Origin of the sequence: Enterobacter sp. BNK-8 (genome assembly GCF_048685095.1) — a bacterium.
Lineage (GTDB): Bacteria > Pseudomonadota > Gammaproteobacteria > Enterobacterales > Enterobacteriaceae > Enterobacter > Enterobacter quasiroggenkampii.
The window spans coordinates 2,966,142-2,989,462 of sequence record NZ_JBLQTN010000001.1; the positions used below are offsets into that span (position 1 = coordinate 2,966,142).

The following is a 23,321-nucleotide window of genomic DNA, read 5'->3' on the forward strand; positions in this document are numbered from 1 at the left end:
GTCGTTACCAGCGCGCTTTAAGCAGGTTCGGCTGAATCCCATTGATCGCATGGGTATTGCTGAACGGCTGCTTGATGCCTGCTTCGAACTCGTCGCGGAAATATTTGATCGCGCTCTGCAGAGGTTCGACGGCACCCGGTGCGTGGGCACAGAAGGTTTTACCCGGGCCTAAGAATCGACACAGTTGCTCAAGTGTTTCGATATCGCCAGGCTGGCCTTCGCCACGTTCGATTGCACGCAGGATCTTCACACTCCACGGCAGCCCATCACGGCACGGTGTACACCAACCGCAGGACTCACGGGCGAAGAACTCTTCCAGGTTACGCACCAGCGACACCATGCCGATCTCGTGGTCGACGGCCATCGCCAGCGCCGTACCCAGACGGCTGCCTGCTTTACCAATGCTTTCGAATTCCATCGGCAGGTCAAGGTGGGCTTCGGTCAGGAAGTCTGTCCCTGCCCCACCCGGCTGCCAGGCTTTGAATTTCAGGCCATCGCGCATGCCGCCGGCGTAGTCTTCAAGAATTTCGCGCGCGGTAGTACCGAACGGCAGTTCCCAGACGCCAGGATTTTTCACGCGACCGGAGAAGCCCATCAGCTTGGTACCGGCATCTTTGCTTGAGGAGATGCCCTGATACCACTCCACGCCGTTCGCGAGGATAGCCGGAACGTTACACAGGGTTTCGACGTTGTTTACGCAGGTCGGTTTCCCCCACACGCCGGAGCTGGCCGGGAACGGTGGCTTGGAACGCGGGTTCGCGCGGCGGCCTTCCAGGGAGTTAATCAGCGCGGTCTCTTCACCGCAGATATAACGCCCGGCACCGGTGTGCACGAACAGTTCGAAGTCAAACCCGGTGCCCAGGATGTTTTTGCCCAGCAGTCCCGCTTCGGTGGCTTCGGCAATCGCGCGACGCAGGTTTTCCGCTGCTTCGATGTACTCACCGCGCAGGAAGATGTAACCACGGTACGCTTTCAGCGCAAACGCGGAGATCAGCATGCCTTCCACCAGCAGGTGCGGCAGCTGCTCCATCAGCAGGCGGTCTTTATAGGTGCCCGGCTCCATTTCATCGGCGTTACACAGCAGGTAACGGATGTTCATGGATTCGTCTTTTGGCATCAGGCTCCACTTCAGACCGGTGGAGAAGCCCGCGCCGCCGCGGCCTTTCAGGCCAGACTCTTTTACCGCGTTAACGATGTCGTCCGGCGCCATGCCGCCAAGGGCTTTACGCGCACCGGCATAGCCGTTTTTGCTCTGATATTCGTCGAGCCATACCGGCTGTTTGTCATCACGCAGACGCCAGGTCAGCGGATGCGTCTCAGCAGTACGAATTACAGTTTTCATTTGTACTGCTCCAGCAGGTCAGGAATCGCTTCCGGCGTCAGATGACTATGAGTGTCCTCATCAATCATCATGGTCGGCCCCTTGTCGCAGTTACCCAGGCAGCAGGTTGGCAGCAGAGTAAAGCGACCATCGAACGTGGTCTGGCCCGGCTTGATATTGAGCTTCTTCTCAATCGCAGCCTGAATGCCCTGATAACCGGTGATGTGGCAGACCACGCTGTCACAGTAGCGGATCACATGGCGGCCTACCGGCTGACGGAAGATCTGGCTGTAGAACGTGGCTACGCCTTCTACGTCACTTGCCGGAATACCCAGCACTTTCGCGATCGCATAGATCGCCCCATCCGGCACCCAACCACGCTGTTTCTGTACGATTTTCAGCGCTTCAATGGACGCCGCACGCGGGTCTTCGTAGTGGTGCATCTCGTGCTCAATGGCGGCACGTTCTGCTTCACTCAGCTCAAAAGCCTCGGTTTGTGGTTGTTGATTCTCGTGCATAATTAGCGGTCCACATCTGACATAACAAAATCGATACTACCCAGATACACAATCAGGTCGGAGACCAGACTGCCGCGGATGGCGGACGGGATCTGCTGCAGGTGCGCAAAGCTCGGCGTACGCACGCGGGTACGGTAGCTCATGGTGCTGCCGTCACTGGTCAGGTAGTAACTGTTAATACCCTTGGTCGCTTCAATCATCTGGAAGGATTCTTGCGCCGGCATGACCGGACCCCAGGAAACCTGCAGGAAGTGGGTGATCAGGGTTTCGATATGTTGCAGCGTGCGCTCTTTCGGTGGCGGCGTCGTCAGCGGGTGATCCGCCTTGAACGGGCCTTCCGGCATGTTGTTGAGGCACTGCTCAAGGATGCGCAGACTCTGGCGCAGCTCTTCCACTTTCAGCATCACGCGGGTGTAGCAGTCGGACACGCCGCCGCCCACCGGAACTTCAAAGTCGAAGTTCTCGTAGCCAGAGTAAGGACGGGCTTTACGCACGTCGAAATCAATACCGGTGGCACGCAGACCTGCCCCTGTCGTCCCCCACTCCAGCGCCTCTTTCGCGCCGTAGGCAGCAACGCCCTGGGAACGGCCTTTCAGGATGGTGTTGCGCAGCGCGGCTTTCTCGTAAGACGCCAGACGTTTCGGCATCCAGTCGAGGAATTCACGCAGCAGACGGTCCCAGCCGCGCGGCAGATCGTGTGCCACACCGCCGATACGGAACCAGGCCGGGTGCATACGGAAACCGGTAATGGCTTCTACCAGATCGTAGATTTTCTGACGGTCGGTAAAGGCGAAGAAGACCGGGGTCATCGCGCCGACATCCTGAATGAACGTGGAGATGTACAGCAGGTGGCTGTTGATACGGAACAGTTCTGACAGCATGACGCGAATCACGTTAACGCGATCCGGCGTAACAATACCCGCCAGTTTCTCAACGGCCAGCACGTATGGCATTTCGTTGACGCAGCCGCCGAGGTACTCGATACGGTCGGTATACGGAATGTAGCTGTGCCAGGACTGACGCTCGCCCATCTTCTCAGCACCACGGTGGTGGTAACCGATGTCAGGCACGCAGTCGACAATCTCTTCGCCGTCGAGCTGAAGAATAATACGGAATGCACCGTGCGCAGACGGGTGGTTTGGACCGAGGTTGAGGAACATGAAGTCCTCGTTGTCGGTACCGCGCTTCATGCCCCAGTCTTCCGGTTTGAAGGTCAGCGCTTCCATCTCCAGATCCTGCTTGGCTTTGGTCAGCTCAAACGGATCGAATTCGGTAGCACGTGCCGGGTAGTCTTTACGCAGCGGGTGGCCGGTCCAGGTCTGCGGCATCATGATGCGCGTCAGGTGCGGGTGGCCGTCAAAGGTCATGCCGAACATTTCCCAGGTTTCACGCTCGTACCAGTTGGCGTTCGGGAAAAGTTTGGTTATCGTCGGCAGATGCATGTCGTTTTCAGACAATGCCACCTTGAGCATGATATCCGTATTACGGTCTATTGAGATCAGGTGGTAGAAAACGGAAAAATCCGCAGCAGGTAGACCCTGGCGGTGCGTTCTGAGACGTTCATCCATGCCGTGTAAGTCAAACAGCATGACGTACGGTTTTGGCAATTTCTTGAGGAAATCGACAACTTCCAGCAATTGTTCACGCTTCACCCAAACAACGGGTACCCCGGTGCGGGTAGCCTGAACAGTAAAGGCATCCGGCCCAAAACGGTTGCGCAGTTCGCCAATGACTGGGTCATCCAGATGATCCCGGGTCTGCCAGGCGGCTTCTTGCGCGGTTAAGTCGGTCATATTGTTCACCATTGCAAATGGTCCGTGGTGACTGTTGAGCCTGGCTTCGCGCTATTTGAGTAGTGATATGCGAAGGTGTTCTCCAGGCCTACAGGCGCAAATTAAATTTCGTCAGGCGTACGCAGATTGGTGACGGCAATACGTTCACCACGTTTACGCTCGCGCTCAGACTGCATGTTCGCGCGATACACACCCTGATCGCCAACGACCCACGACAGTGGGCGACGTTCTTTACCGATGGATTCCTGCAGCAGCATCAGCGCCTGCATGTAGGCTTCCGGACGAGGCGGACAACCCGGGATGTACACATCCACTGGGATAAATTTATCTACGCCCTGTACGACGGAATAGATGTCGTACATACCGCCAGAGTTAGCACATGCGCCCATGGAGATAACCCATTTTGGCTCCAGCATCTGGTCATAAAGACGCTGAATAACAGGTGCCATCTTGGTAAAGCAGGTACCGGCTACCACCATCAGGTCAGCCTGACGTGGGGAAGCACGCAGTACCTCTGCCCCAAAACGCGCAACGTCATGCACCGCAGTGAATGACGTCACCATTTCAACGTAGCAGCAAGAAAGGCCAAAGTTGTAAGGCCAGATGGAGTTCTTACGACCCCAGTTGACCATATCGTGCATGGCATGTTCGAGTTTGCCCATGTACACGCTTTTATTGACTTCTTGCTCCAGGGGGTCGGTTACGATCTCCTGTTTTTGCAGGGGGTAACGGTCATTCTCACCGTTAGGATCTATGCGGGTGAGCGTATAATCCATCTTATTGCCTCGCTGTTACTGCTGACGATTAGAGATACTGTTTTCCGGGTTGATGTGTTCACGACGTGAACGCGCAGGCGTCCAGTCAAGCGCGCCAATACGCACCAGATAAACCAGACCGGCCAGTAGCACTAAAATGAAAATTGCGGCCTCGACAAAGCCCACCCAACCACTTTCGCGAATGGAGGTCGACCATGCGAAAAGGTAAAGCGCTTCCACGTCGAAGATGACGAAGAACATGGCTACCAGATAAAACTTGGCAGACAGGCGTAAGCGAGCGGTACCTACTGAATCAATACCTGATTCGAAAGGTGTGTTTTTGTGCCTTGCACGGGCGCGACCGCCCAGGAACCAGCCGCCGACTAACATCAGGCAGCACAGGCCAATGGCTACAATAAGAAAGATTGCGAATGCCCAGTGATGAGCGATGACTTCTGTGGATGTTGACATACTCATTGCTTACTCATCAAAAGTGATACCAACGACACTGCTCTTGCTGGCAGATGGGCATCACATCGATTCATGGGGAGGAACAAATAACCTTACACTAACTGTCAGAAATGAGACGTAGACAGCAAAATGATGGGGTTTTTTACTCCTTTCTATAACCTATTGTCAACTTTAACAAAGGTTTCTTCACATTAAATTACATCGAGCGATTCTCATTAACATTTGGTGCCCTTTAACCCTGGTGGGTTCATGACTTTCCGTCAAATGTATGTTGTTGAATCGTGTCCGTTTCGGAAGTAAAAAAAATAACCCTCCTATTTTGACAGGATTTGCCAACGATTCCTCCCCCTAAATAGGAGTATTTTCTTGATCTGCGACACGCTTTTGTTAATTCAACCTGGAAAACGGCAACATATTTCCTGTTTTTTTAACATAGGAGGGATGTGGATGAAGTTAGAACGGAAAACGGACAAGTTTTAGACAAAACCATTTAGTTCATTGATAAATATAGAATATCCCGTAAACCCACGCGTCATAAGCGGGTATTTTTGCTAAAAAAAAGCCACTGCATGTGAAAATCACACGAGTGGCTTTTTTTTACACTTACATTTTGTTACCAGAATTCTGAGCTGGCAATCACTCAAAATCCCCTTCAACGATCAGGGAGTCATCCCCCCCTTCGGAGGTAACGCGCTCGAACTGCCATGGGTTATGGTAGTTTTCCATCGCCTCGAACACCACCTTAGCCAGTTCGTTATGACTGGACGAATTGTGGCAGAGCAGATACTCCGTATCCGGCAGTGCAGGAAGGCCATCGGATTTGCCCAGAACGCGCAGATCGGGGCTCATCATTTCTACCGGACGGGCGGTGACACCCAGACCGGCTTTCACGGCGGCACGCACCGCTGGCAGCGTGGATGCCACATACGCCAGACGCCACGGAATATTGGCCTCATTCAGCGCCGTCAGTACCATATCGCGGAACGGGCTCGGGTCATCCAGCAACACCAGCGGCACCGGCTCCCCTTTTTGCAGCACGTATTCGGCCGCGCAATACCAGTGCGTAGGCGATGTGCGCAGCGTCAGGCAGTCAAACTGCCCGGGACGATGCGTGGTGACCACCAGGTCGACTTTATTCTCATTTAACATCTCAACCATAAAAGCATTGCGCTTTACGCTCACGTCCAGCGCAAGCTTCGGATAAACCGAACTAATACGATTGAGAAGAAACGGCAATATAGTATCCGCCGACTCATCAGATGCACCTAACGTTAGCACGCCCTGAAGGTTGCTAAACATTAATGACATACATGCTTCATCATTAAAGCGAAGAATTTTCCTGGCATAACCCAGAAGCTGAATACCGTGTTCCGTTAAGAGCTTATTACGCCCGTGACGGGCAAAAAGCTCTTTACCAACCAGTTGCTCCAGCCGCTGCATTTGCTGGCTGACGGCGGACTGAGTTCGGCAAACGGCGGCAGCAGCTGCTGCAAAAGTGTTGAGATCGGCGACCGCAACAAACGTTCTCAGCAGATCGAGGTCGAGATTCATTATCGGACGATTTGCATTTATCATATCTATTCACTTTCAGGTTGCTCGTGCGGAGCTGCCCGGGTTGAAGCTGTGTGTGTACAGTTAAGCAATTCCCTCTGAAGATTTTCCCTCGCATCCCGGCCCGGCAGACTGCCTGACAGATAGTTATTGTGCTGCTTTATATCAACAGTCAGAAAGCACGTTTCATGACGATATTTTTATTCTCTTAAACGTTCAGGATATTTAGATGTTCGCAGGTTTATGTAAATTACATTAAAGGTATAACACCTTTTCTGCCATCTGTATCGCAGCGCTGTCAACGTAGCAGGAGATGTGCGACACATTCCAGCCAGAGATAACTCTAACAATAACAATCAATTAATTCGGAAAACCAGGGTCAGATATACAAAAAACGTGCATCTGCCCTCTGCTTTCCTGGAAGACATCTTAACCCAAATCCACTTTATTTATAAGTCTTATTGCAATATTAAGGATTAAAGAAGAATGTTAAGCTTCTAAACTAATTTTATTAAAATTAACTAAAGTTGCATTTTATAGGTTAATAATAAATAAATTTTAATTTAGATTAAGACCATTCATTAATGGCACTTAACATTAATTTCACATGGGTAACTTTTATCCACAGTATGCTATTACAGAAACAGGTATCAAGCATTCAGGTTTTACGAAAAGTCACTCAGGGTGACTGCCACCGCTGTCCAGCTCACCACTTATTTTTAACAGCACATTATACAGTATTTTGGTAAATGAATAGCACATTTAACCTAAGCTCTCGCTATGCGCACAACTTTAAGACAGTGAAAAAGCATACCCGCAGCGAAAAAGATTCATCAAAAATTTGTACCCCGCACAAAATCTTCTACTGCACACCCTTCAAAACGAAGCGAGGGGGGAGTACATTATTCCGTGCTGACTTCCACGGCAGGGAGCGGCAATAATAGCGAAAAGGTTAAAGGTTCATGTCCCCTATCGAAAAATCCAGCAAGCTAGATAACGTCTGTTATGACATCCGCGGCCCGGTTCTGAAAGAGGCAAAACGTCTTGAAGAAGAGGGCAACAAGGTTCTGAAACTCAACATTGGTAACCCTGCGCCATTTGGTTTTGAAGCGCCGGATGAAATTCTGGTTGATGTGATCCGCAACCTTCCCACTGCACAAGGCTATTGCGATTCAAAAGGACTTTACTCCGCACGTAAAGCCATCATGCAGCACTACCAGGCACGTGGTATGCGCGATGTTACCGTTGAAGATATCTATATCGGCAACGGCGTCTCCGAACTGATTGTGCAAGCCATGCAGGCCCTGCTGAACAGCGGGGACGAAATGCTGGTCCCTGCGCCAGACTATCCGCTGTGGACGGCTGCCGTGTCGCTGTCCAGCGGTAAAGCGGTGCACTATCTGTGCGACGAATCCTCTGACTGGTTCCCGGACCTGGACGATATTCGCGCAAAAATTACGCCCCGCACGCGCGGTATCGTCATTATTAACCCGAACAACCCGACGGGCGCGGTCTACTCAAAAGAGCTGCTGATGGAGATCGTCGAGCTGGCGCGTCAGCACAACCTGATCATCTTCGCCGACGAAATTTACGACAAGATCCTGTACGACGCGGCGCAGCACCACTCCATCGCCGCGCTGGCCCCGGACCTGCTGACCGTCACCTTCAACGGCCTGTCCAAAACCTACCGCGTGGCCGGTTTCCGTCAGGGCTGGATGGTGTTAAACGGTCCGAAAAAACACGCCAAAGGCTATATTGAAGGGCTGGAGATGCTGGCCTCCATGCGTTTATGCGCCAACGTTCCGGCACAGCACGCGATCCAGACCGCGCTCGGCGGCTATCAGAGCATTAGCGAGTTTATCGTGCCCGGTGGTCGCCTGTACGAACAGCGTAACCGCGCGTGGGAACTGATTAACGATATCCCGGGCGTCTCCTGCGTGAAGCCGAACGGGGCGCTCTATATGTTCCCGAAAATTGACGCGAAGCGCTTCAATATTCACGACGACCAGAAAATGGTGCTCGATTTCCTGCTGCAGGAAAAAGTGCTGCTGGTTCAGGGCACGGCGTTTAACTGGCCGTGGCCGGATCACGTGCGTATCGTGACGCTGCCGCGCGAAGATGACCTGGAAATGGCCATCAGCCGCTTCGGGCGCTTCCTCTCCGGATACCATCAGTAACATTGCCTTTCGGCCGGGTGGCGCTTCGCTTACCCGGCCTACAAAATCCGCAAATTTGCATCTTGCCTCCCCTCCCCGCACAATGAACGCCTGTCGCAGTGAAGACAAAAGGTAACCTATGAGTCAGAGTCATTTCTTTGCCCACCTCTCCCGCCTGAAACTCATCAACCGCTGGCCGCTGATGCGCAATGTCCGCACGGAAAATGTGTCAGAGCACAGCCTGCAGGTTGCGATGGTCGCTCACGCGCTGGCCGCCATTAAAAACCGCAAATTCAACGGTCAGGTCAATCCAGAGCGCATAGCCCTGCTGGCGATGTACCACGATGCGTCAGAAGTGCTGACTGGGGATCTGCCTACGCCGGTGAAATATTTCAACTCGCAAATTGCGCAGGAATATAAGGCCATTGAGAAAATTGCCCAGCAGAAGCTGATTGAGATGGTGCCCGAAGAACTGCGTGATATCTTCGAGCCGCTTATCAACGAGCATCAGTATACGGAAGATGAAAAGTCGCTGGTCAAACAGGCCGACGCGCTGTGTGCCTATCTGAAGTGTCTCGAAGAGTTGTCCGCAGGGAATAACGAATTCTTGCTGGCGAAAACGCGCCTGGAAAAAACGCTGGAATCCCGCCGCAGCGAAGAGATGGATTACTTTATGCAGGTGTTTGTACCGAGCTTCCATTTATCGCTGGATGAGATCAGCCAGGATTCGCCACTCTGATTTTCGCCCAGCGGCGCTGCGCTTGCAGGGCCTACGGGGTTGTAGGCCGGGCAAGGCGTAGCCGCCACCCGGCAAAATGCTCAGAACGGAAACAGGACCGGTATCAGTACCACGCACACCACCATCACCAGCACGGTGAACGGCACGCCCAGCTTCACGAAATCGCTGAATCGATAGTTCCCCGGTCCCAGCACCAGCGTATTCACCGGTGAAGAGACCGGCGTCATAAATGCCGCGGAAGCGGCCATCGCTACCATCATCGCAAACGGGTACGGCGACACGCCCATGGACTTCGCCATCGCCAGTGCGATAGGTGCCATCAGTACCGCCGTCGCGGTGTTCGAGATAAACAGGCCGATGGTGGCGCACATGATAAACAGGCAGACCATCATCATGTACGGCCCATACCCGCCGCCCACGTCCATTAAGCCTTTAACGATCAGATCCACCCCGCCGGTTTTTTGCAGCGCCAGGGCGAAGGGCATCATCCCAACAATGAGAATGATGCTCGGCCAGTGAATGGCTTTATAGGCGCTTTCGGCGTCAATGCAGCGGAATTTGCCCATCAACAGGCAGGCGATGATTGCGGCGACCGGATTGGGGATCTCATCGGTCAGCATCAGCGCCACCATCAGCACCAGACAAAAAATCGCGTGTGGCGCCTGGCTGTGCGCTGGCGATGCGTCGCTCTCCTCGACAGGCATGTTGAGCACCACAAAATCGCGCCCTTTTTGTCCGAGCTGGCTAATGAGCTTCCAGTTACCGACAACGAGAAAGATATCGCCCAGCAGGATCGGCTCATCCACCACCGCCCCTTCCATCGCTACACCATCGCGCTTCAGCCCCACGACGTTCAGGCCATAGCGGGTACGGAACCCCATCTCCCGCACGGTTTTACCCAACAGTTCCGACTCCGGGATCAGCGACACCTCGGCCATGCCGACATCCAGCGCCTGATCGGAGAAATACTCCCCGCGCAGCACCATCGGCTCCAGCAGCTGTTCGCTGCAAAACTCGCGCAGGTCCACATCCGCGGTGGACATATCAATCAGCAGGACGTCACGCGCGCGGAATTCCGACACCCCGTTGACGTTGACGATCACCCGACGAAACCGCCGCCAGCGCTCTACGCCGATCACGTTCGCGCCATAGCGCTCACGCAGCTTCAGGTCATCCAGCCGCTGTCCCACCATCGGCGAGCCGGGGCGAATAGCCAGACGGCGCGCGCGCCCGGTAAGGCGGTACTCCTTAATCAAATCGCGGAAGGTGCGTCGCTTCCATCCTTCTTTGTTTTTGTCCTGTTTTTCACCCTTCAGGGCGAACCGGGTCAGCAGCATATAGACCACGCCCATGACCAGAATGACCAGCCCAAGCGGGGTGACGCTGAAAAAGCTGAAACCCTCAAATCCTTCCCGGATCAGTTCGCTGTTAACGACCAGGTTCGGCGGCGTTGCCACCAGCGTCATCATCCCGCTGATCAAACCGGCAAAACTCAGGGGCATCATCAGGCGCGACGGCGAGCTCTGCATCCGCATGGAAACGCTCAGCACCACCGGGATAAAGATGGCGACCACGCCCGTGGAGCTCATAAACGCCCCCAGTCCGGCGACGGTCACCATCAGGTAGATCAACATCTTGGTTTCGCTGCTGCCCGCCACCTTCACCAGCCACGACCCCATGATGGTCGCTACGCCGGTGCGCACCAGCCCATCACCGATGATAAACAGGGCGGCAATCAGGATAACGTTGGGATCGCTAAATCCGGAGAAGGCTTCCGGCAGCGTCAGCGTTCCGCTCAGCACAAACGCGACAATGACAAACAGGGCGACGGCGTCCATGCGTACCTTGCCCGTGGCAAAAAGAATGATGGCGATTAAAAGCAGGCTCAGGACCCAAATCAGTTCACCGTTCACAACCTATCCTTGTCAGTGGAAGATGAGGAATTTTGCCATAAAAAAGCCCCAGCAATGTGGGGCCATATCATGGGATTACACTTTTAGCGAGACGGTTACAACTCCGTCAGAGGCTTTTGAAACAGACAGTGCCGTCAGGGAATCCAGCACCAAATCCGCCTCCTCCAGGCGGGGAGAACCGGCCGGAACGTTAACGGCGATGACGTGGCTCCCTGCGTTCAACCCGGCCAGTACGCCAGCCGCCGCATCTTCCACCACCACGCACTCTGCAGGATCGAGGCCCAGCAGTTCAGCGCCCAGTAAAAATGCGTCAGGCTCCGGTTTACCCCGCTTCACGCGCTCCGCCGTGATAAACACGTCCGGCGTCGGCAACCCTGCCGCCTTGTGTCGGGCGTGGGCAACCGGCACGGAACCGGAGGTGACGATAGCCCACGGGATCTGCGCCTCGTTCAGATGCTCAAGCAGTTCGCGCGCGCCCGGTAACGCGGTGATGTCGTCCGTATCGGTGGCTTCAATGTGTTCCAGGTATTTGAACTCCGCCTGAATGTCGTCCTCAGAGCGTCCGGCCAGGAAGTGCCGTAGCGAGGTGATGGCCTGTTTGCCATGGATAAAATTCAGCACGTCCTGATGGTCGATGCCATGTCTGTCAGCCCAATGACACCAGGAACGTTCCACAACCGGCAGCGAATCCACCAGCGTACCGTCCAGATCAAACAGAAAACCTCTACACTGCACACGCACCTCCGTCAGGCATTAATGATTTGTTGAATTTCGTTGCTGCTTAAATGGTACTGACGCGGGCAGGCATGCCACGCGCTCAGCATGCGCTGATATTTATCCCACATCGGGGTCTGCGCGTTGAAGCCGTGGGTACCCGCGTCAAAGTGGGTATAACGCCCTTCCGTATTCACCATAAAGCGAACATAGCTCAGATAACGCGCTTCCGTTGCGGCATCAAAGCCTAAGAAGGTGACGCGGCGCTCGTCAATGGACTGTTGATCTTTGAGATTCGTCCAGGAAACGTGCAGGGCGTGATACATCTCCATAATGTCGATCACGATGCGACAGGTTTCTTCTTTCAGCTCGCCAAACTCACGGTCCAGTTCGCGCATTTGCAGACCAAAGCCGCGTTCGACGATGGTTTGCAGGCGGCTGTAGCGCGCAGCGTTATCGGGATCAAGCATAGTCATCATCTTGTACTGGTTGGACAAAATCAGACGTTGAGCATGGGTCATTTCCATCTTTCGACTCCTGTAGCGCATTGCACTTAAAAAAAAGACACGGTAACTGATTGTTACTGTGCCCTCTTTTCGTCGTCGTTTCGATGATCAATCACAAATCATCGAGGAATGTTTTATCCAGTTGCTTAAAAGCACGCTTTAACGTGTCCGCCAGCGCCTGGTAATCCGGCTTGCCTTCCACCGGGGCGAGCGCCTGACCGGCCTCTTCCAGCTTACCGCGCACTTCATAAAACCAGTGTAAAATAGAAGGAGGAAGTGGCGTAATGGACCGTTTACCTAGCCACCACAGGCCCTGCATCGGCAGGCTTAATGCGAAGAGCGCCGTGGCAACGGCAGGTCCAAGCTGCCCACCCAGCGCAATCTGCCAGCACAGCGTAAAGATAGCGACAGGCGGCATAAAGCGAATCGCATAGCGCGTGGCGCGGATGGTGCGATTCTCAATAAACATCGGCGCAAGGCGCTTTTCCATAGGCCACGTCTTTGCGTAATGCTGTCCCCGACGAAACAGACTGAAGAAATTTACGGACGGGTTCTCTGGTGTCGACATGGCTGTACCTCAACTTCACATATAAAAATTAAAATTTTCGTGCAAAACCACAACAAGCTATGACAACGTTCAAAATATTTTGTCATCTCTACCCCGTATCGGGTATCCTGTGCCAGCCTGATAGGGCCATAGACGAGAATCATTAGCTCGTCAAATTATTGCATATTATGCCATTGGCTGAAAATTGTGCAAAATGGCATAAAATCATAGTTATTTCTTCCATCATGCCACAATGTTCGTTTGGCATGATGTTAATCATAAATGTCCGAGTCATCATGCGTTACGCTGTTAGACTCACTGACGTTTTTTTAGCCACGTATCAATAATAGGTACTTCCATGTCGAGTAAGTTAGTACTGGTTCTGAACTGCGGTAGCTCCTCACTGAAATTCGCCATCATCGATGCGCTCAACGGTGACGAATACCTCTCTGGTTTGGCCGAATGTTTCCATCTGCCTGAAGCACGTATCAAGTGGAAGATGGACGGCAGCAAACAAGAAGCGGCTTTAGGTGCAGGCGCCGCTCACAGTGAAGCGCTGAACTTTATCGTTAACACTATTCTGGCACAAAAACCAGAACTGTCTGCTCAGCTGACTGCGATTGGTCACCGTATCGTCCACGGCGGCGAAAAATACACCAGCTCCGTCGTGATCGACGACTCTGTGATCCAGGGCATCAAAGACTCTGCCTCTTTCGCACCGCTGCACAACCCGGCTCACCTGATCGGTATCGCTGAAGCGCTGAAATCCTTCCCGAATCTGAAAGACAAAAACGTGGCCGTATTCGATACCGCGTTCCATCAGACCATGCCGGAAGAGTCTTACCTCTATGCCCTGCCATACAGCCTGTACAAAGAGCACGGCGTACGTCGTTACGGCGCGCACGGCACCAGCCACTTCTATGTGACTCAGGAAGCGGCAAAAGTGCTGAACAAGCCGGTTGAAGAACTGAACATCATCACCTGCCACCTGGGCAACGGTGGTTCTGTTTCGGCTATCCGCAATGGTAAATGTGTTGATACGTCCATGGGTCTGACCCCGCTGGAAGGTCTGGTGATGGGTACCCGTTCCGGTGACATCGACCCGGCGATCATCTTCCACCTGCACGACACCCTGGGCATGAGCGTTGACCAGATCAACAAAATGCTGACCAAAGAGTCTGGCCTGCTGGGTCTGACCGAAGTCACCAGCGACTGCCGTTACGTTGAAGACAACTACGCAGAGAAAGAAGACGCTAAACGTGCAATGGACGTTTACTGCCACCGTCTGGCGAAATACATCGGCTCTTACACTGCGCTGATGGAAGGCCGTCTGGACGCGGTTATCTTCACCGGTGGTATCGGTGAGAACGCGGCAATGGTTCGTGAACTGTCCCTGGGCAAACTGGGCGTTCTGGGCTTCGAAGTTGATCACGAGCGTAACCTGGCTGCCCGCTTCGGCAAGTCTGGCTTCATCAACAAAGAAGGCACCCGCCCTGCTCTCGTTATCCCAACTAACGAAGAGCTGGTCATCGCGCAAGACGCGCACCGCCTGACTGCCTGATTCCACACCGCCAGCAATGCTGGCGGTGCTGTTTTGTAACCCGCCCCATTTGGGCGGTAACGAAAGAGGATTAACCGTGTCCCGTACTATTATGCTGATCCCTACCGGAACCAGCGTCGGCCTGACCAGCGTCAGCCTTGGCGTTATCCGTGCTATGGAACGCAAAGGCGTTCGTCTGAGCGTCTTTAAGCCCATCGCCCAGCCACGTGCCGGTGGCGATGCGCCAGACCAGACCACCACCATCGTTCGCAAGAACTCCAATCTGCCGGCGGCCGAACCGCTGAAGATGAGCCACGTTGAATCTCTGCTGTCCAGCAACCAGAAAGACGTGCTGATGGAAGAGATCATCGCCAACTACCATGCTAACGCGCAAGACGCGGAAGTGGTGCTGGTTGAAGGTCTGGTGCCAACCCGCAAACACCAGTTTGCCCAGTCTCTGAACTTCGAAATCGCGAAAACCCTGAACGCAGAGATCGTTTTCGTGATGTCTCAGGGCACTGATACCCCAGAGCAGCTGAACGAGCGTATCGAACTGACGCGCAGCAGCTTCGGCGGCGCGAAAAACACCAACATCACCGGCGTGATCGTCAACAAGCTGAACGCGCCAGTGGATGAGCAGGGCCGTACTCGCCCTGACCTGTCCGAGATCTTCGACGACTCGTCCAAAGCGAAAGTCATCAAAGTTGACCCGGCTAAGCTGCAGGAATCCAGCCCGCTTCCGGTTCTGGGCGCGGTGCCATGGAGCTTCGATCTGATTGCCACCCGTGCAATCGACATGGCGCGTCACCTGAACGCGACCGTGATTAACGAAGGCGACATCAACACCCGTCGCGTGAAGTCCGTGACCTTCTGTGCGCGTAGCATTCCGCACATGCTGGAACACTTCCGCGCAGGTTCCCTGCTGGTGACTTCCGCAGACCGTCCTGACGTTCTGGTTGCAGCCTGTCTGGCCGCAATGAACGGCGTGGAAATCGGTGCGATCCTGCTGACCGGTGCCTACGAGATGGACCCACGCGTCAGCAAGCTGTGCGAACGCGCGTTTGCTACCGGCCTGCCGGTCTTCATGGTGAACACCAACACCTGGCAGACCTCCCTGAGCCTGCAGAGCTTCAACCTGGAAGTGCCGGTTGATGACCACGAGCGTATCGAGAAAGTTCAGGAATACGTTGCAGGCTACATCAACGCAGACTGGATCGAATCCCTGACCGCGACCTCCGAGCGCAGCCGCCGTCTGTCTCCTCCAGCATTCCGTTACCAGCTGACCGAGCTGGCGCGTAAAGCGGGCAAACGCGTTGTTCTGCCAGAAGGCGACGAACCACGTACCGTTAAAGCGGCTGCTATCTGTGCAGAGCGCGGCATCGCGACCTGTGTGCTGCTGGGTAACCCGGATGAGATCAACCGCGTAGCGGCCTCTCAGGGCGTTGAGCTGGGCGCAGGCATCGAAATCGTTGACCCTGAAGTGGTTCGCGAAAGCTACGTTGCCCGTCTGGTTGAGCTGCGTAAGAGCAAAGGCATGACCGAAGCCGTTGCGCGCGAGCAGCTGGAAGACAACGTGGTGCTGGGCACGCTGATGCTGGAGCAGGACGAAGTTGACGGTCTGGTTTCCGGTGCGGTTCACACCACGGCGAACACCATCCGTCCACCGCTGCAGCTGATCAAAACTGCGCCTGGCAGCTCTCTGGTGTCTTCCGTGTTCTTCATGCTGCTGCCTGAACAGGTTTACGTTTACGGCGACTGCGCGATCAACCCGGATCCAACTGCAGAACAGCTGGCTGAGATCGCGATCCAGTCCGCAGACTCCGCGACCGCTTTCGGTATCGAGCCGCGTGTGGCGATGCTCTCCTACTCCACCGGCACCTCAGGTGCAGGTAGCGACGTAGAGAAAGTGCGTGAAGCGACCCGTATTGCGCAGGAAAAACGTCCTGATCTGATGATCGACGGCCCGCTGCAGTACGACGCCGCGGTCATGGCTGACGTTGCGAAATCCAAAGCGCCGAACTCACCGGTTGCTGGTCGCGCTACCGTGTTCATCTTCCCGGATCTGAACACCGGTAACACCACCTACAAAGCGGTACAGCGTTCTGCCGACCTGATCTCCATCGGGCCAATGCTGCAGGGCATGCGCAAACCTGTGAACGACCTGTCTCGTGGCGCACTGGTAGACGATATCGTCTACACCATCGCGCTGACGGCGATCCAGTCTTCGCAGCAGCAGTAATGTATTGCCGGATGGCGCTTCGCTTATCCGGCCTACAAAACCGTAGGCCCGGTAAGCGCTAGCGCCACCGGGCAACAAAAAGGCGACCACTTAACCGGTCGCCTTTTTTATTTACAGCAGCTCGCGTGCCGCCGATACAATGTCATGTGCCGTCAGGCCATACTCTTTTTGCAGGAAATCCTGCGTCCCCACCTGGCCGTAACGCTCCTTGACGCCCACCCGCCGCATCGGCACCGGGCAGGTTTCCACCAGCACTTCCGCCACCGCCGACCCCAGCCCGTTGTGAATGCTGTGGTTTTCACAGGTCACGATGCGCCCGGTTTTCTCGGCGTAGTTTTTCACCAGCATCCGGTCGATGGGTTTCAGGGTAAACATGTCGATGACCGCCGCGCTGACACCCTCCTGCTCAAGCTGGCGCGCGGCTTCCAGCGCTTCCGACACCATGATGCCGTTGGCAATCAGAGTGATATCACTCCCCTCGCGCAGCACGTTGCCTTTTCCGATGGTGAAGGTGGAGCCCGGGGCATACACGCTCGGCGCCTGCTTACGGATGGTCCGCACCCAGTAGAAGCCGTCGAGATCGATAAGCTGGCGCAGCACGTCCTCAAACATCACCGCATCAGTGACTTCCAGCACCACCGAGTGCGCCAGACCGCGTACGATGCCCATATCCTCAAACGACATATGCGTTCCGCCGTTGTGGCAAGCCGTCACGCCCGCATCCGACGCTATCACCTTCACGTTGTTGCGCTGATAGTCCAGGGACATAAACAGCTGGTCAAAACAGCGGCGGCTGGCAAAGGCGGTAAAGGTGTGAACGAACGGCTTACGTCCGGTAAGCGACAGCCCGGCTGCCGTGCCGATGACGTTGGCCTCCATAATGCCGCAGTTAATCACGTGCTGCGGATAATCACGCGCCACGCCGTCCATCGCCATCGAGCTCATCAGGTCGGCTTCGAGCGCAATGATGTCACTTCCGGCCTCAATCTGTTTTGCCACGAAGCCAGCGTAAACTTTACGCATCTCAACGGCGTCTTTCTGTCCTGCCGGTGCAACCTTAATCATGTGAAGCCTCCAGTTGGCGAATCGTCTCGTTGAGGGCCGCTTTGCTCTCTGCGGTCAATCGCAGGTGGTGCGAGTTGCTGAGCTGCTCCAGATACGGCACCCCCTGGCCTTTGATGCTGTCGAGGATGACGACTAACGGACGCGCATCGGCTGCCGGGATCCGCGATGTCACTGCCAGCAGACCCGGGATGTCGTCCCCCTTCACCGTCGCCACGTCAAAGCCAAAGGCGCGGAATTTTCCCTCCAGGTCAAACGCGCTGATGATCTCGTCCAGCTCGCCGTCGAGCTGCTGTTTGTTCCAGTCGACAAATACCGTCAGGTTGTTCAGGCGATGGTGGGCAATAAACTGGAACGCCTCCCAGCACTGCCCTTCGTTCAGCTCGCCGTCGCCGACGATGCAGAAGACCCGATTCGGTCGCCCGGCCAGCCTGTGCGACAGCGCCATGCCGCCCGCGATGGAAATCCCCTGCCCCAGCGAACCGGTAGTGGCGTCCACGCCGCGCGTTTTCAGGCGGTCCGGGTGGCTGGGCAGGCGCGTGCCGTTCTGGTTGAGGGTACTCAGCTCTTCTGTCGGGAAGTAGCCCTTGATCGCCAGGGTACTGTAGAGCGCCGGGCCCGCATGGCCTTTCGACAGCACAAAGTAGTCTCGCTCCGGCCAGTCCGGATCCGCCGGGTCGATTTTCATCACCGCGCCGTACAGCACGGCCAGGGTTTCTACCACCGACATGCTACCCCCGTAGTGGCCAAAGCCCAGCTGCGTCAGGGATTTCAGCGTCTCAAGACGAATCTGACGCGCGAGTTCGGTTATCTCTTTCTCATTCATGATTTGGCTCCGGTGTTTTCCTGCGCGTTACCGCCCGCAGGTTTGTTTTTCGCGAAGACGTTGTACGCCACCAGCAGCGCGAACAGCGCCACGACCAGCCCGGTGATGGCCAGCGGCGACAGGAAGCGCGCCAGGTTGCCGAGGACAATCCCGACCGCGCCGAAGTCGGCGTCAGAGAAGGTGGTGTTCGCAAAACCAATGGCGCCGAGTACCGGCAGCAGCAGGACCGGCAGGAAGGTAATCAGCAGGCCGTTGGCAAAGGCGCCAATCATTGCACCACGACGTCCGCCGGTGGCGTTACCGAACACGCCCGCCGTTGCGCCGGTGAAGAAGTGCGGCACCACGCCCGGGAGGATCAGCACCCAGCTAAACTGACCGCAGATGAACAACCCCACAATCCCGCCGAGGAAGCTGAACAGGAAGCCAATCAGCACCGCGTTAGGCGCATAGGGATAGACCACCGGGCAGTCCAGCGCAGGACGCGCGTTCGGCACCAGTTTTTCCGAGAAGCCGGTAAAGGCTGGAACGATTTCCGCCAGAATCAGGCGTACGCCCTGCAGAATGATGAACACCCCCGCCGCGAAGGTGATCGCCATGATGATGGCGTAGACGAGGTAGTTCTGCCCGGCGCTGAAGGTGGCCTCGACGTACTCGCGCCCGGCGCTCACCGCCATGATCAGGTAGATAATCATCATGGTCAGGGAGATGGAGATCGAGCTGTCGCGCAGGAAGCTCAGGTTCTTCGGCAGGTTCATCTCTTCCGTTGAGCGGGATCCTTTGCCGACCTTGCTGCCAATCCAGCCGGACAGCACGTAGCCCAGCGTGCCAAAGTGGCCGAAGGCAATCTCATCGTTGCCGGTAATGCGCTTCATGTAGCGCTGCGCAATCGCCGGGAAGAAAGCCATGATCAGGCCAAGGATCAGCGACCCGGTAAAGACCAGCCCCACGCCCTCAAAGCCCGCCACCGTCAGGATCACGCCAATCATGCACGCCATATAAAACGTGTGGTGTCCGGTCAGGAAGATATACTTCAGGCGGGTAAAGCGGGCGACGATAATATTCGCCACCATCCCGAAGGCCATAATCAGCGCGGTCGCTGCACCGTATTTTTCCAGTGCAATGGACACGATCGCTTCATTGTTTGGAATAATGCCCTGGATAGTAAAGGCATGTTCAAACATACCGCCTAAGGGATTTAATGACCCGACCAGCACCGTGGCGCCGCCGCCCAGTACAATAAAGCCCAAGATGGTTTTAATGGTCCCTTTCACCACGTCGGAAAACGCTTTTTTCTGCGCAACCAGACCGATTAACGCAATTAAACCCACCAGCACCGAAGGGACTTTTAAAATATCAACAACGAAATTCAGCGTTTCAAGGATAAACATATCCACCTCGCCTTATCAGGGTTATTGTCTTTCGAACCAGCCGCGCAGCTGCGCTTCAAGTTCGTTGATGTCGATGATGTTGTTGATCACCACCAGCTGGCTTTCCGGCACGCTGGCGCTGGCGGCAATGTCTTTTGCCATCACGAACAGATCGGCCGCGCCCGGCGTGGCTGAGGAGAGATCGGAGTGTTCAACCTCAGCTTCAATCTCCAGCTTTTTGAGCACCTTTTTAATATTCATTTCGACCATAAAACTACTGCCCAGGCCAGAACCGCAAATAGCCATAATTTTCATTGTTGTCCCCTTATTTTGAGTAGAGTACGCCCCATCACGCTGACGCGTAATGTTGTGAAAAACCGGATTAAAGAATTAAATCAGAAGCGGTTAATAATCGTTTTAATTTCCTCCAGGGTATTCACCTGATGCAGTTCGGCCATATCGGTATCGCTGGAAAATAACTCTGCCAGCGACGAGATCATCTCGATATGGCTATTTTTGTCGGGTGCCGCGAGCATAATAATGACGTCGACAGGGTCAAACTCACCGGCACCAAACGAGACGCCCTGTTTTAGTTTTAATAACGACAACCCCAGTCCTTTGGCGCCTTCCTCCGGCCGCGCATGCGGCATCGCCAGCCCTGGTGCCAGCACATAATAAGGTCCTAACGTGTGGTGCTGCTGGATGATGGCCGTGACGTATTCAGGCTCAATCACCTGCAAATCCAGCAGCGGCTTCGCGCACAGCTCCAGCGCCTGCGGCCAGTCTTCCACGCTCTCCTGCAGCGTGATGGTTGTATCATATATCCATTTTTTGAGCACTTTTCACTCCCGCGACACGCTTAAGATGAGCAAACTTTATTCAACGCATCACTGATTGACTGCGATCGCGATCACAAAGATAGCGCTACCAATCGTTATCATGCAGAAATGTGATAGCGCTATCAAATTGCAATCACGTTGCTAAATCACAGCAAAAAAAGGGATTTAAGGCGTATACTGCCTGTCACGTGAAACGAAGGAAAATAAGAACGCGTCTGGTCAGCAGGAAGGTGTATGTCTCTAACCCGAAAACGGCGCAGTACTGGTAAAGTGACACTCGCCGATGTCGCACAGCTTGCCGGTGTGGGCACGATGACCGTGTCCCGTGCGCTTCGCACGCCCGAGCAGGTTTCCGATAAACTACGAGAAAAAATTGAAGCTGCCGTGCAGGAGCTGGGTTATATGCCTAATCTTGCCGCCAGTGCCCTGGCCTCGGCGTCGTCCTGGACGATAGCCATGGTGGTGCCCAACCTCTCCGAAGCAGGCTGCTCGGAGATGTTCGCCGGGCTACAGCAGGTGCTGCAGCCTGCCGGGTATCAGATCATGCTGGCTGAGTCCCAGCATCGTCTTGAGCAGGAAGAGAAACTGCTGGAGACGCTGCTGGCGTCGAACATTGCCGCGGCTATCCTGCTCAGCGTTGAACATACCGACACCGTTCGCCACTGGCTGAAAAACGCCTCAATTCCGGTGATGGAGATGGGCGCCATGCGCGCCGATCCGATTGATATGAATATCGGGATTGATAACGTGGCGGCCATGTATGAGCTCACGGAGATGGTCATTAAGCGCGGCTATCAGAATATTGGCCTGCTGTGTGCCAACCAGGAGCAGTGGATTTTCCAGCAGCATCTGCAGGGCTGGTACAAAGCCATGCTTCGCCACCATATGTCGCCGAATCGGGTCATTAACGCGGCGATGCCGCCGAGTTTCTCGACCGGCGCGGCGCAACTGCCCGAGTTCCTGCTGGCCTGGCCGGAGCTGGATGCGCTGGTGTGCGTCTCTGACGAGCTGGCCTGCGGCGCGCTGTACGAGTGCCAGCGCAGGCGAATCAAAGTGCCGGACGATCTGGCGGTGGTAGGCTTTGGCGATAGCGACGTGAGCCGCGTCTGTCAGCCGCCGCTGACGACCATGGCGGTGCCGCATCGTAAGATTGGAATTGAAGCCGGGAAAGCGTTACTGGAGCGCCTGAATGGCGGAGACTGGCGCGATCAAAAGCCCATCGCGTCCAGTCTGTGTCTGAGAGAGAGTTGCTGAAGCTTACTCAGCCTCTTTCTCTGATTTGGTCGATTCGTTATTGGCGTTGCGGCTCATCCAGAGCGCCAGCGCTTTTAACGAATCCGGCGTGAACTCGTCGCAGCGCGCGGTAATCTCCTCCGGCGTCATCCAGTTCACTTCGCTGACTTCTTCTTCCTGCAGGGCGAACGGGCCGTGAGAGACGCAGCTAAACAGCCCGCCCCAGACGCGACAGTGTTCATCCTCGAAGTAGAACTGCCCGTGCTCGGCAAACGGCACACCGGCAATGCCTAACTCTTCTTCCGCTTCACGACGCGCGGAATCCAGCAGCACTTCATCCGCCTGGACGACGCCACCTGCAGTCGCATCCAGCATACCTGGGAGAAAATCTTTCGTGTCCGTGCGGCGCTGAACCAGAATTTTACCCATACCGTCATGCACAACGATATATGTCGCACGGTGACGCAGGCGCTCCGCACGCATTTGCTCGCGGCTGGCCTGCGCGATCACTTCATTTTCTTCGTTGACAATGTCAACCCACTCTGTACTTGCCAAATGACTCTGCTCCACCATCGGGAAACCTTCTCTTCTAAGCGCTCTTTCGGCGCGTTTGCAGTTGAGGTGTAACTTACGGATTAATCGCTACCTGCGCAATAACTTGCTGATCATTAAGTGCGATAACGCTCAGGGTATTTCCTTCCAGCATGCCGTAGCTCGCAGGATACCCGCCTTTTGGGATGCTGACCGAGCCCGGATTAAAGTGATAAATCTCACCGCGTTTTTCCGCAACCGGAATATGAGTATGACCGTAAACCAGGACATCGCCAGCCGCGAGGGCCGGAAGATTATCCGGGCTGAAAAGATGCCCGTGGGTCAGGAACAGGCGGTGTTGTTCAAGCAGCACCTGTTGCCACGGTGCGGTAAGGGGGAAATGCAGCAGCATCTGGTCCACTTCGCTGTCGCAGTTGCCGCGAACGGCAATGATGCGCGAGGCGAACTGGTTGAGTTTTTCCGCGACCTGCACAGGGGCATAGCCCTCCGGCAGCGCGTTGCGCGGGCCGTGATTCAACACGTCGCCCAAAATAATCAGCCACTGCGCACCGCTTTGTGCAAACAGGGAAAGGACACGCTCGGTAGCGGGCAGCGATCCATGGATATCCGACGCAAACATCAGTTTCATCAGTCACTCCTCGGGAAAACAGACTGCCCCCATGATACCTGAAGCGGCAGG

The 23,321-nt window shown here is 55.1% G+C and carries 22 protein-coding genes; 5 read left to right on the plus strand and 17 right to left on the minus strand.

Annotated features, from left to right (window positions below; translation table 11 throughout):
- Positions 1–4: 4 nt before the first annotated feature.
- The 6 genes from nuoF to lrhA form a co-directional block, all read right to left on the minus strand.
- A complete protein-coding gene (gene nuoF, locus ACMGGU_RS14315; RefSeq protein ID WP_008500209.1) occupies positions 5–1,342 on the minus strand; it encodes an NADH-quinone oxidoreductase subunit NuoF in 1,338 nt (445 codons plus the stop codon).
- Entirely contained in the window at positions 1,339–1,839 is a 501-nt protein-coding gene (gene nuoE, locus ACMGGU_RS14320) for an NADH-quinone oxidoreductase subunit NuoE (RefSeq protein WP_008500208.1), read from the minus strand. The genes nuoF and nuoE overlap by 4 nt, the downstream gene beginning before the upstream one ends.
- Before the next feature lie 2 nt (positions 1,840–1,841).
- Positions 1,842–3,644, minus strand: coding sequence for an NADH-quinone oxidoreductase subunit C/D (nuoC, locus tag ACMGGU_RS14325; RefSeq protein WP_023312537.1), 1,803 nt, complete (start codon positions 3,642–3,644; stop codon positions 1,842–1,844).
- A gap of 89 nt (positions 3,645–3,733) precedes the next feature.
- On the minus strand, positions 3,734–4,408 hold the full coding sequence (gene nuoB, locus ACMGGU_RS14330; RefSeq protein ID WP_003861482.1) for an NADH-quinone oxidoreductase subunit NuoB: 675 nt from the start codon (positions 4,406–4,408) through the stop codon (positions 3,734–3,736).
- 15 nt (positions 4,409–4,423) lie between these two features.
- Positions 4,424–4,864 carry an NADH-quinone oxidoreductase subunit NuoA gene (gene nuoA / locus ACMGGU_RS14335; RefSeq protein ID WP_006176516.1) on the minus strand — a complete coding sequence of 147 codons (441 nt, stop codon included), beginning with the start codon at positions 4,862–4,864 and terminating at the stop codon, positions 4,424–4,426.
- Positions 4,865–5,494: 630 nt separating this feature from the next.
- Positions 5,495–6,433 carry a transcriptional regulator LrhA gene (gene lrhA / locus ACMGGU_RS14340; RefSeq protein WP_021241557.1) on the minus strand — a complete coding sequence of 313 codons (939 nt, stop codon included), beginning with the start codon at positions 6,431–6,433 and terminating at the stop codon, positions 5,495–5,497.
- A gap of 938 nt (positions 6,434–7,371) precedes the next feature.
- On the opposite strand from lrhA, the gene alaA reads away from it, so the two are divergent.
- Together alaA and yfbR are read left to right on the plus strand one after the other, a co-directional pair.
- Positions 7,372–8,586, plus strand: a complete 1,215-nt coding sequence (gene alaA / locus ACMGGU_RS14345; RefSeq protein WP_008500204.1) for an alanine transaminase AlaA — start codon at positions 7,372–7,374, stop codon at positions 8,584–8,586.
- 118 nt (positions 8,587–8,704) lie between these two features.
- Positions 8,705–9,304: a 5'-deoxynucleotidase gene (yfbR, locus tag ACMGGU_RS14350; RefSeq protein WP_008503531.1), complete on the plus strand. Its 600-nt coding sequence runs from the start codon at positions 8,705–8,707 to the stop codon at positions 9,302–9,304.
- 80 nt (positions 9,305–9,384) lie between these two features.
- Here yfbR and ACMGGU_RS14355 read toward each other — a convergent pair whose 3' ends face one another.
- The 4 genes from ACMGGU_RS14355 to yfbV all read right to left on the minus strand — a co-directional run bounded on the left by ACMGGU_RS14355 (position 9,385) and on the right by yfbV (position 13,005).
- Positions 9,385–11,217, minus strand: a complete 1,833-nt coding sequence (locus ACMGGU_RS14355) for an SLC13 family permease (RefSeq protein WP_023344589.1) — start codon at positions 11,215–11,217, stop codon at positions 9,385–9,387.
- 75 nt (positions 11,218–11,292) lie between these two features.
- Positions 11,293–11,952 (minus strand): sugar phosphatase, encoded by a 660-nt coding sequence (locus ACMGGU_RS14360; protein ID WP_420300674.1) that lies wholly within the window; start codon positions 11,950–11,952, stop codon positions 11,293–11,295.
- A gap of 11 nt (positions 11,953–11,963) precedes the next feature.
- Entirely contained in the window at positions 11,964–12,458 is a 495-nt protein-coding gene (locus ACMGGU_RS14365; protein ID WP_008502874.1) for a YfbU family protein, read from the minus strand.
- 91 nt (positions 12,459–12,549) lie between these two features.
- The gene (gene yfbV, locus ACMGGU_RS14370) at positions 12,550–13,005 is read right to left on the minus strand and encodes a terminus macrodomain insulation protein YfbV (RefSeq protein WP_008502875.1); all 456 of its coding nucleotides are present in this window, start codon (positions 13,003–13,005) and stop codon (positions 12,550–12,552) included.
- 337 nt (positions 13,006–13,342) lie between these two features.
- Here yfbV and ackA point away from each other — a divergent pair, with 337 nt between their 5' ends.
- Both ackA and pta read left to right on the plus strand, forming a co-directional pair.
- Positions 13,343–14,545 carry an acetate kinase gene (ackA, locus tag ACMGGU_RS14375; protein WP_045334289.1) on the plus strand — a complete coding sequence of 401 codons (1,203 nt, stop codon included), beginning with the start codon at positions 13,343–13,345 and terminating at the stop codon, positions 14,543–14,545.
- Between the two features lie 76 nt (positions 14,546–14,621).
- The gene (pta, locus tag ACMGGU_RS14380; RefSeq protein WP_008502877.1) at positions 14,622–16,763 is read left to right on the plus strand and encodes a phosphate acetyltransferase; all 2,142 of its coding nucleotides are present in this window, start codon (positions 14,622–14,624) and stop codon (positions 16,761–16,763) included.
- Positions 16,764–16,874: 111 nt separating this feature from the next.
- Here pta and ACMGGU_RS14385 read toward each other — a convergent pair whose 3' ends face one another.
- The 5 genes from ACMGGU_RS14385 to ACMGGU_RS14405 form a co-directional block, all read right to left on the minus strand.
- Positions 16,875–17,828: a transketolase family protein gene (locus ACMGGU_RS14385; RefSeq protein WP_045908729.1), complete on the minus strand. Its 954-nt coding sequence runs from the start codon at positions 17,826–17,828 to the stop codon at positions 16,875–16,877.
- The gene (locus ACMGGU_RS14390; protein ID WP_045908730.1) at positions 17,821–18,651 is read right to left on the minus strand and encodes a transketolase; all 831 of its coding nucleotides are present in this window, start codon (positions 18,649–18,651) and stop codon (positions 17,821–17,823) included. The genes ACMGGU_RS14385 and ACMGGU_RS14390 overlap by 8 nt, the downstream gene beginning before the upstream one ends.
- Positions 18,648–20,039 (minus strand): PTS ascorbate transporter subunit IIC, encoded by a 1,392-nt coding sequence (locus tag ACMGGU_RS14395; RefSeq protein WP_023617386.1) that lies wholly within the window; start codon positions 20,037–20,039, stop codon positions 18,648–18,650. The genes ACMGGU_RS14390 and ACMGGU_RS14395 overlap by 4 nt, the downstream gene beginning before the upstream one ends.
- Before the next feature lie 21 nt (positions 20,040–20,060).
- Positions 20,061–20,333: a PTS sugar transporter subunit IIB gene (locus ACMGGU_RS14400; RefSeq protein ID WP_024908960.1), complete on the minus strand. Its 273-nt coding sequence runs from the start codon at positions 20,331–20,333 to the stop codon at positions 20,061–20,063.
- An 80-nt stretch (positions 20,334–20,413) separates the two neighbouring features.
- Positions 20,414–20,857: a PTS sugar transporter subunit IIA gene (locus ACMGGU_RS14405; RefSeq protein ID WP_048029678.1), complete on the minus strand. Its 444-nt coding sequence runs from the start codon at positions 20,855–20,857 to the stop codon at positions 20,414–20,416.
- A 234-nt stretch (positions 20,858–21,091) separates the two neighbouring features.
- Between ACMGGU_RS14405 and ACMGGU_RS14410 the strand changes: the two genes are divergently transcribed.
- A complete protein-coding gene (locus ACMGGU_RS14410) occupies positions 21,092–22,111 on the plus strand; it encodes a LacI family DNA-binding transcriptional regulator (RefSeq protein ID WP_024908958.1) in 1,020 nt (339 codons plus the stop codon).
- Between the two features lie 3 nt (positions 22,112–22,114).
- Here ACMGGU_RS14410 and yfcD read toward each other — a convergent pair whose 3' ends face one another.
- Positions 22,115–22,663: an NUDIX hydrolase YfcD gene (gene yfcD, locus ACMGGU_RS14415; protein ID WP_420300675.1), complete on the minus strand. Its 549-nt coding sequence runs from the start codon at positions 22,661–22,663 to the stop codon at positions 22,115–22,117.
- Positions 22,664–22,718: 55 nt separating this feature from the next.
- Positions 22,719–23,270 (minus strand): phosphodiesterase, encoded by a 552-nt coding sequence (gene yfcE, locus ACMGGU_RS14420; protein ID WP_420300676.1) that lies wholly within the window; start codon positions 23,268–23,270, stop codon positions 22,719–22,721.
- Between the last annotated feature and the right edge of the window lie 51 nt (positions 23,271–23,321).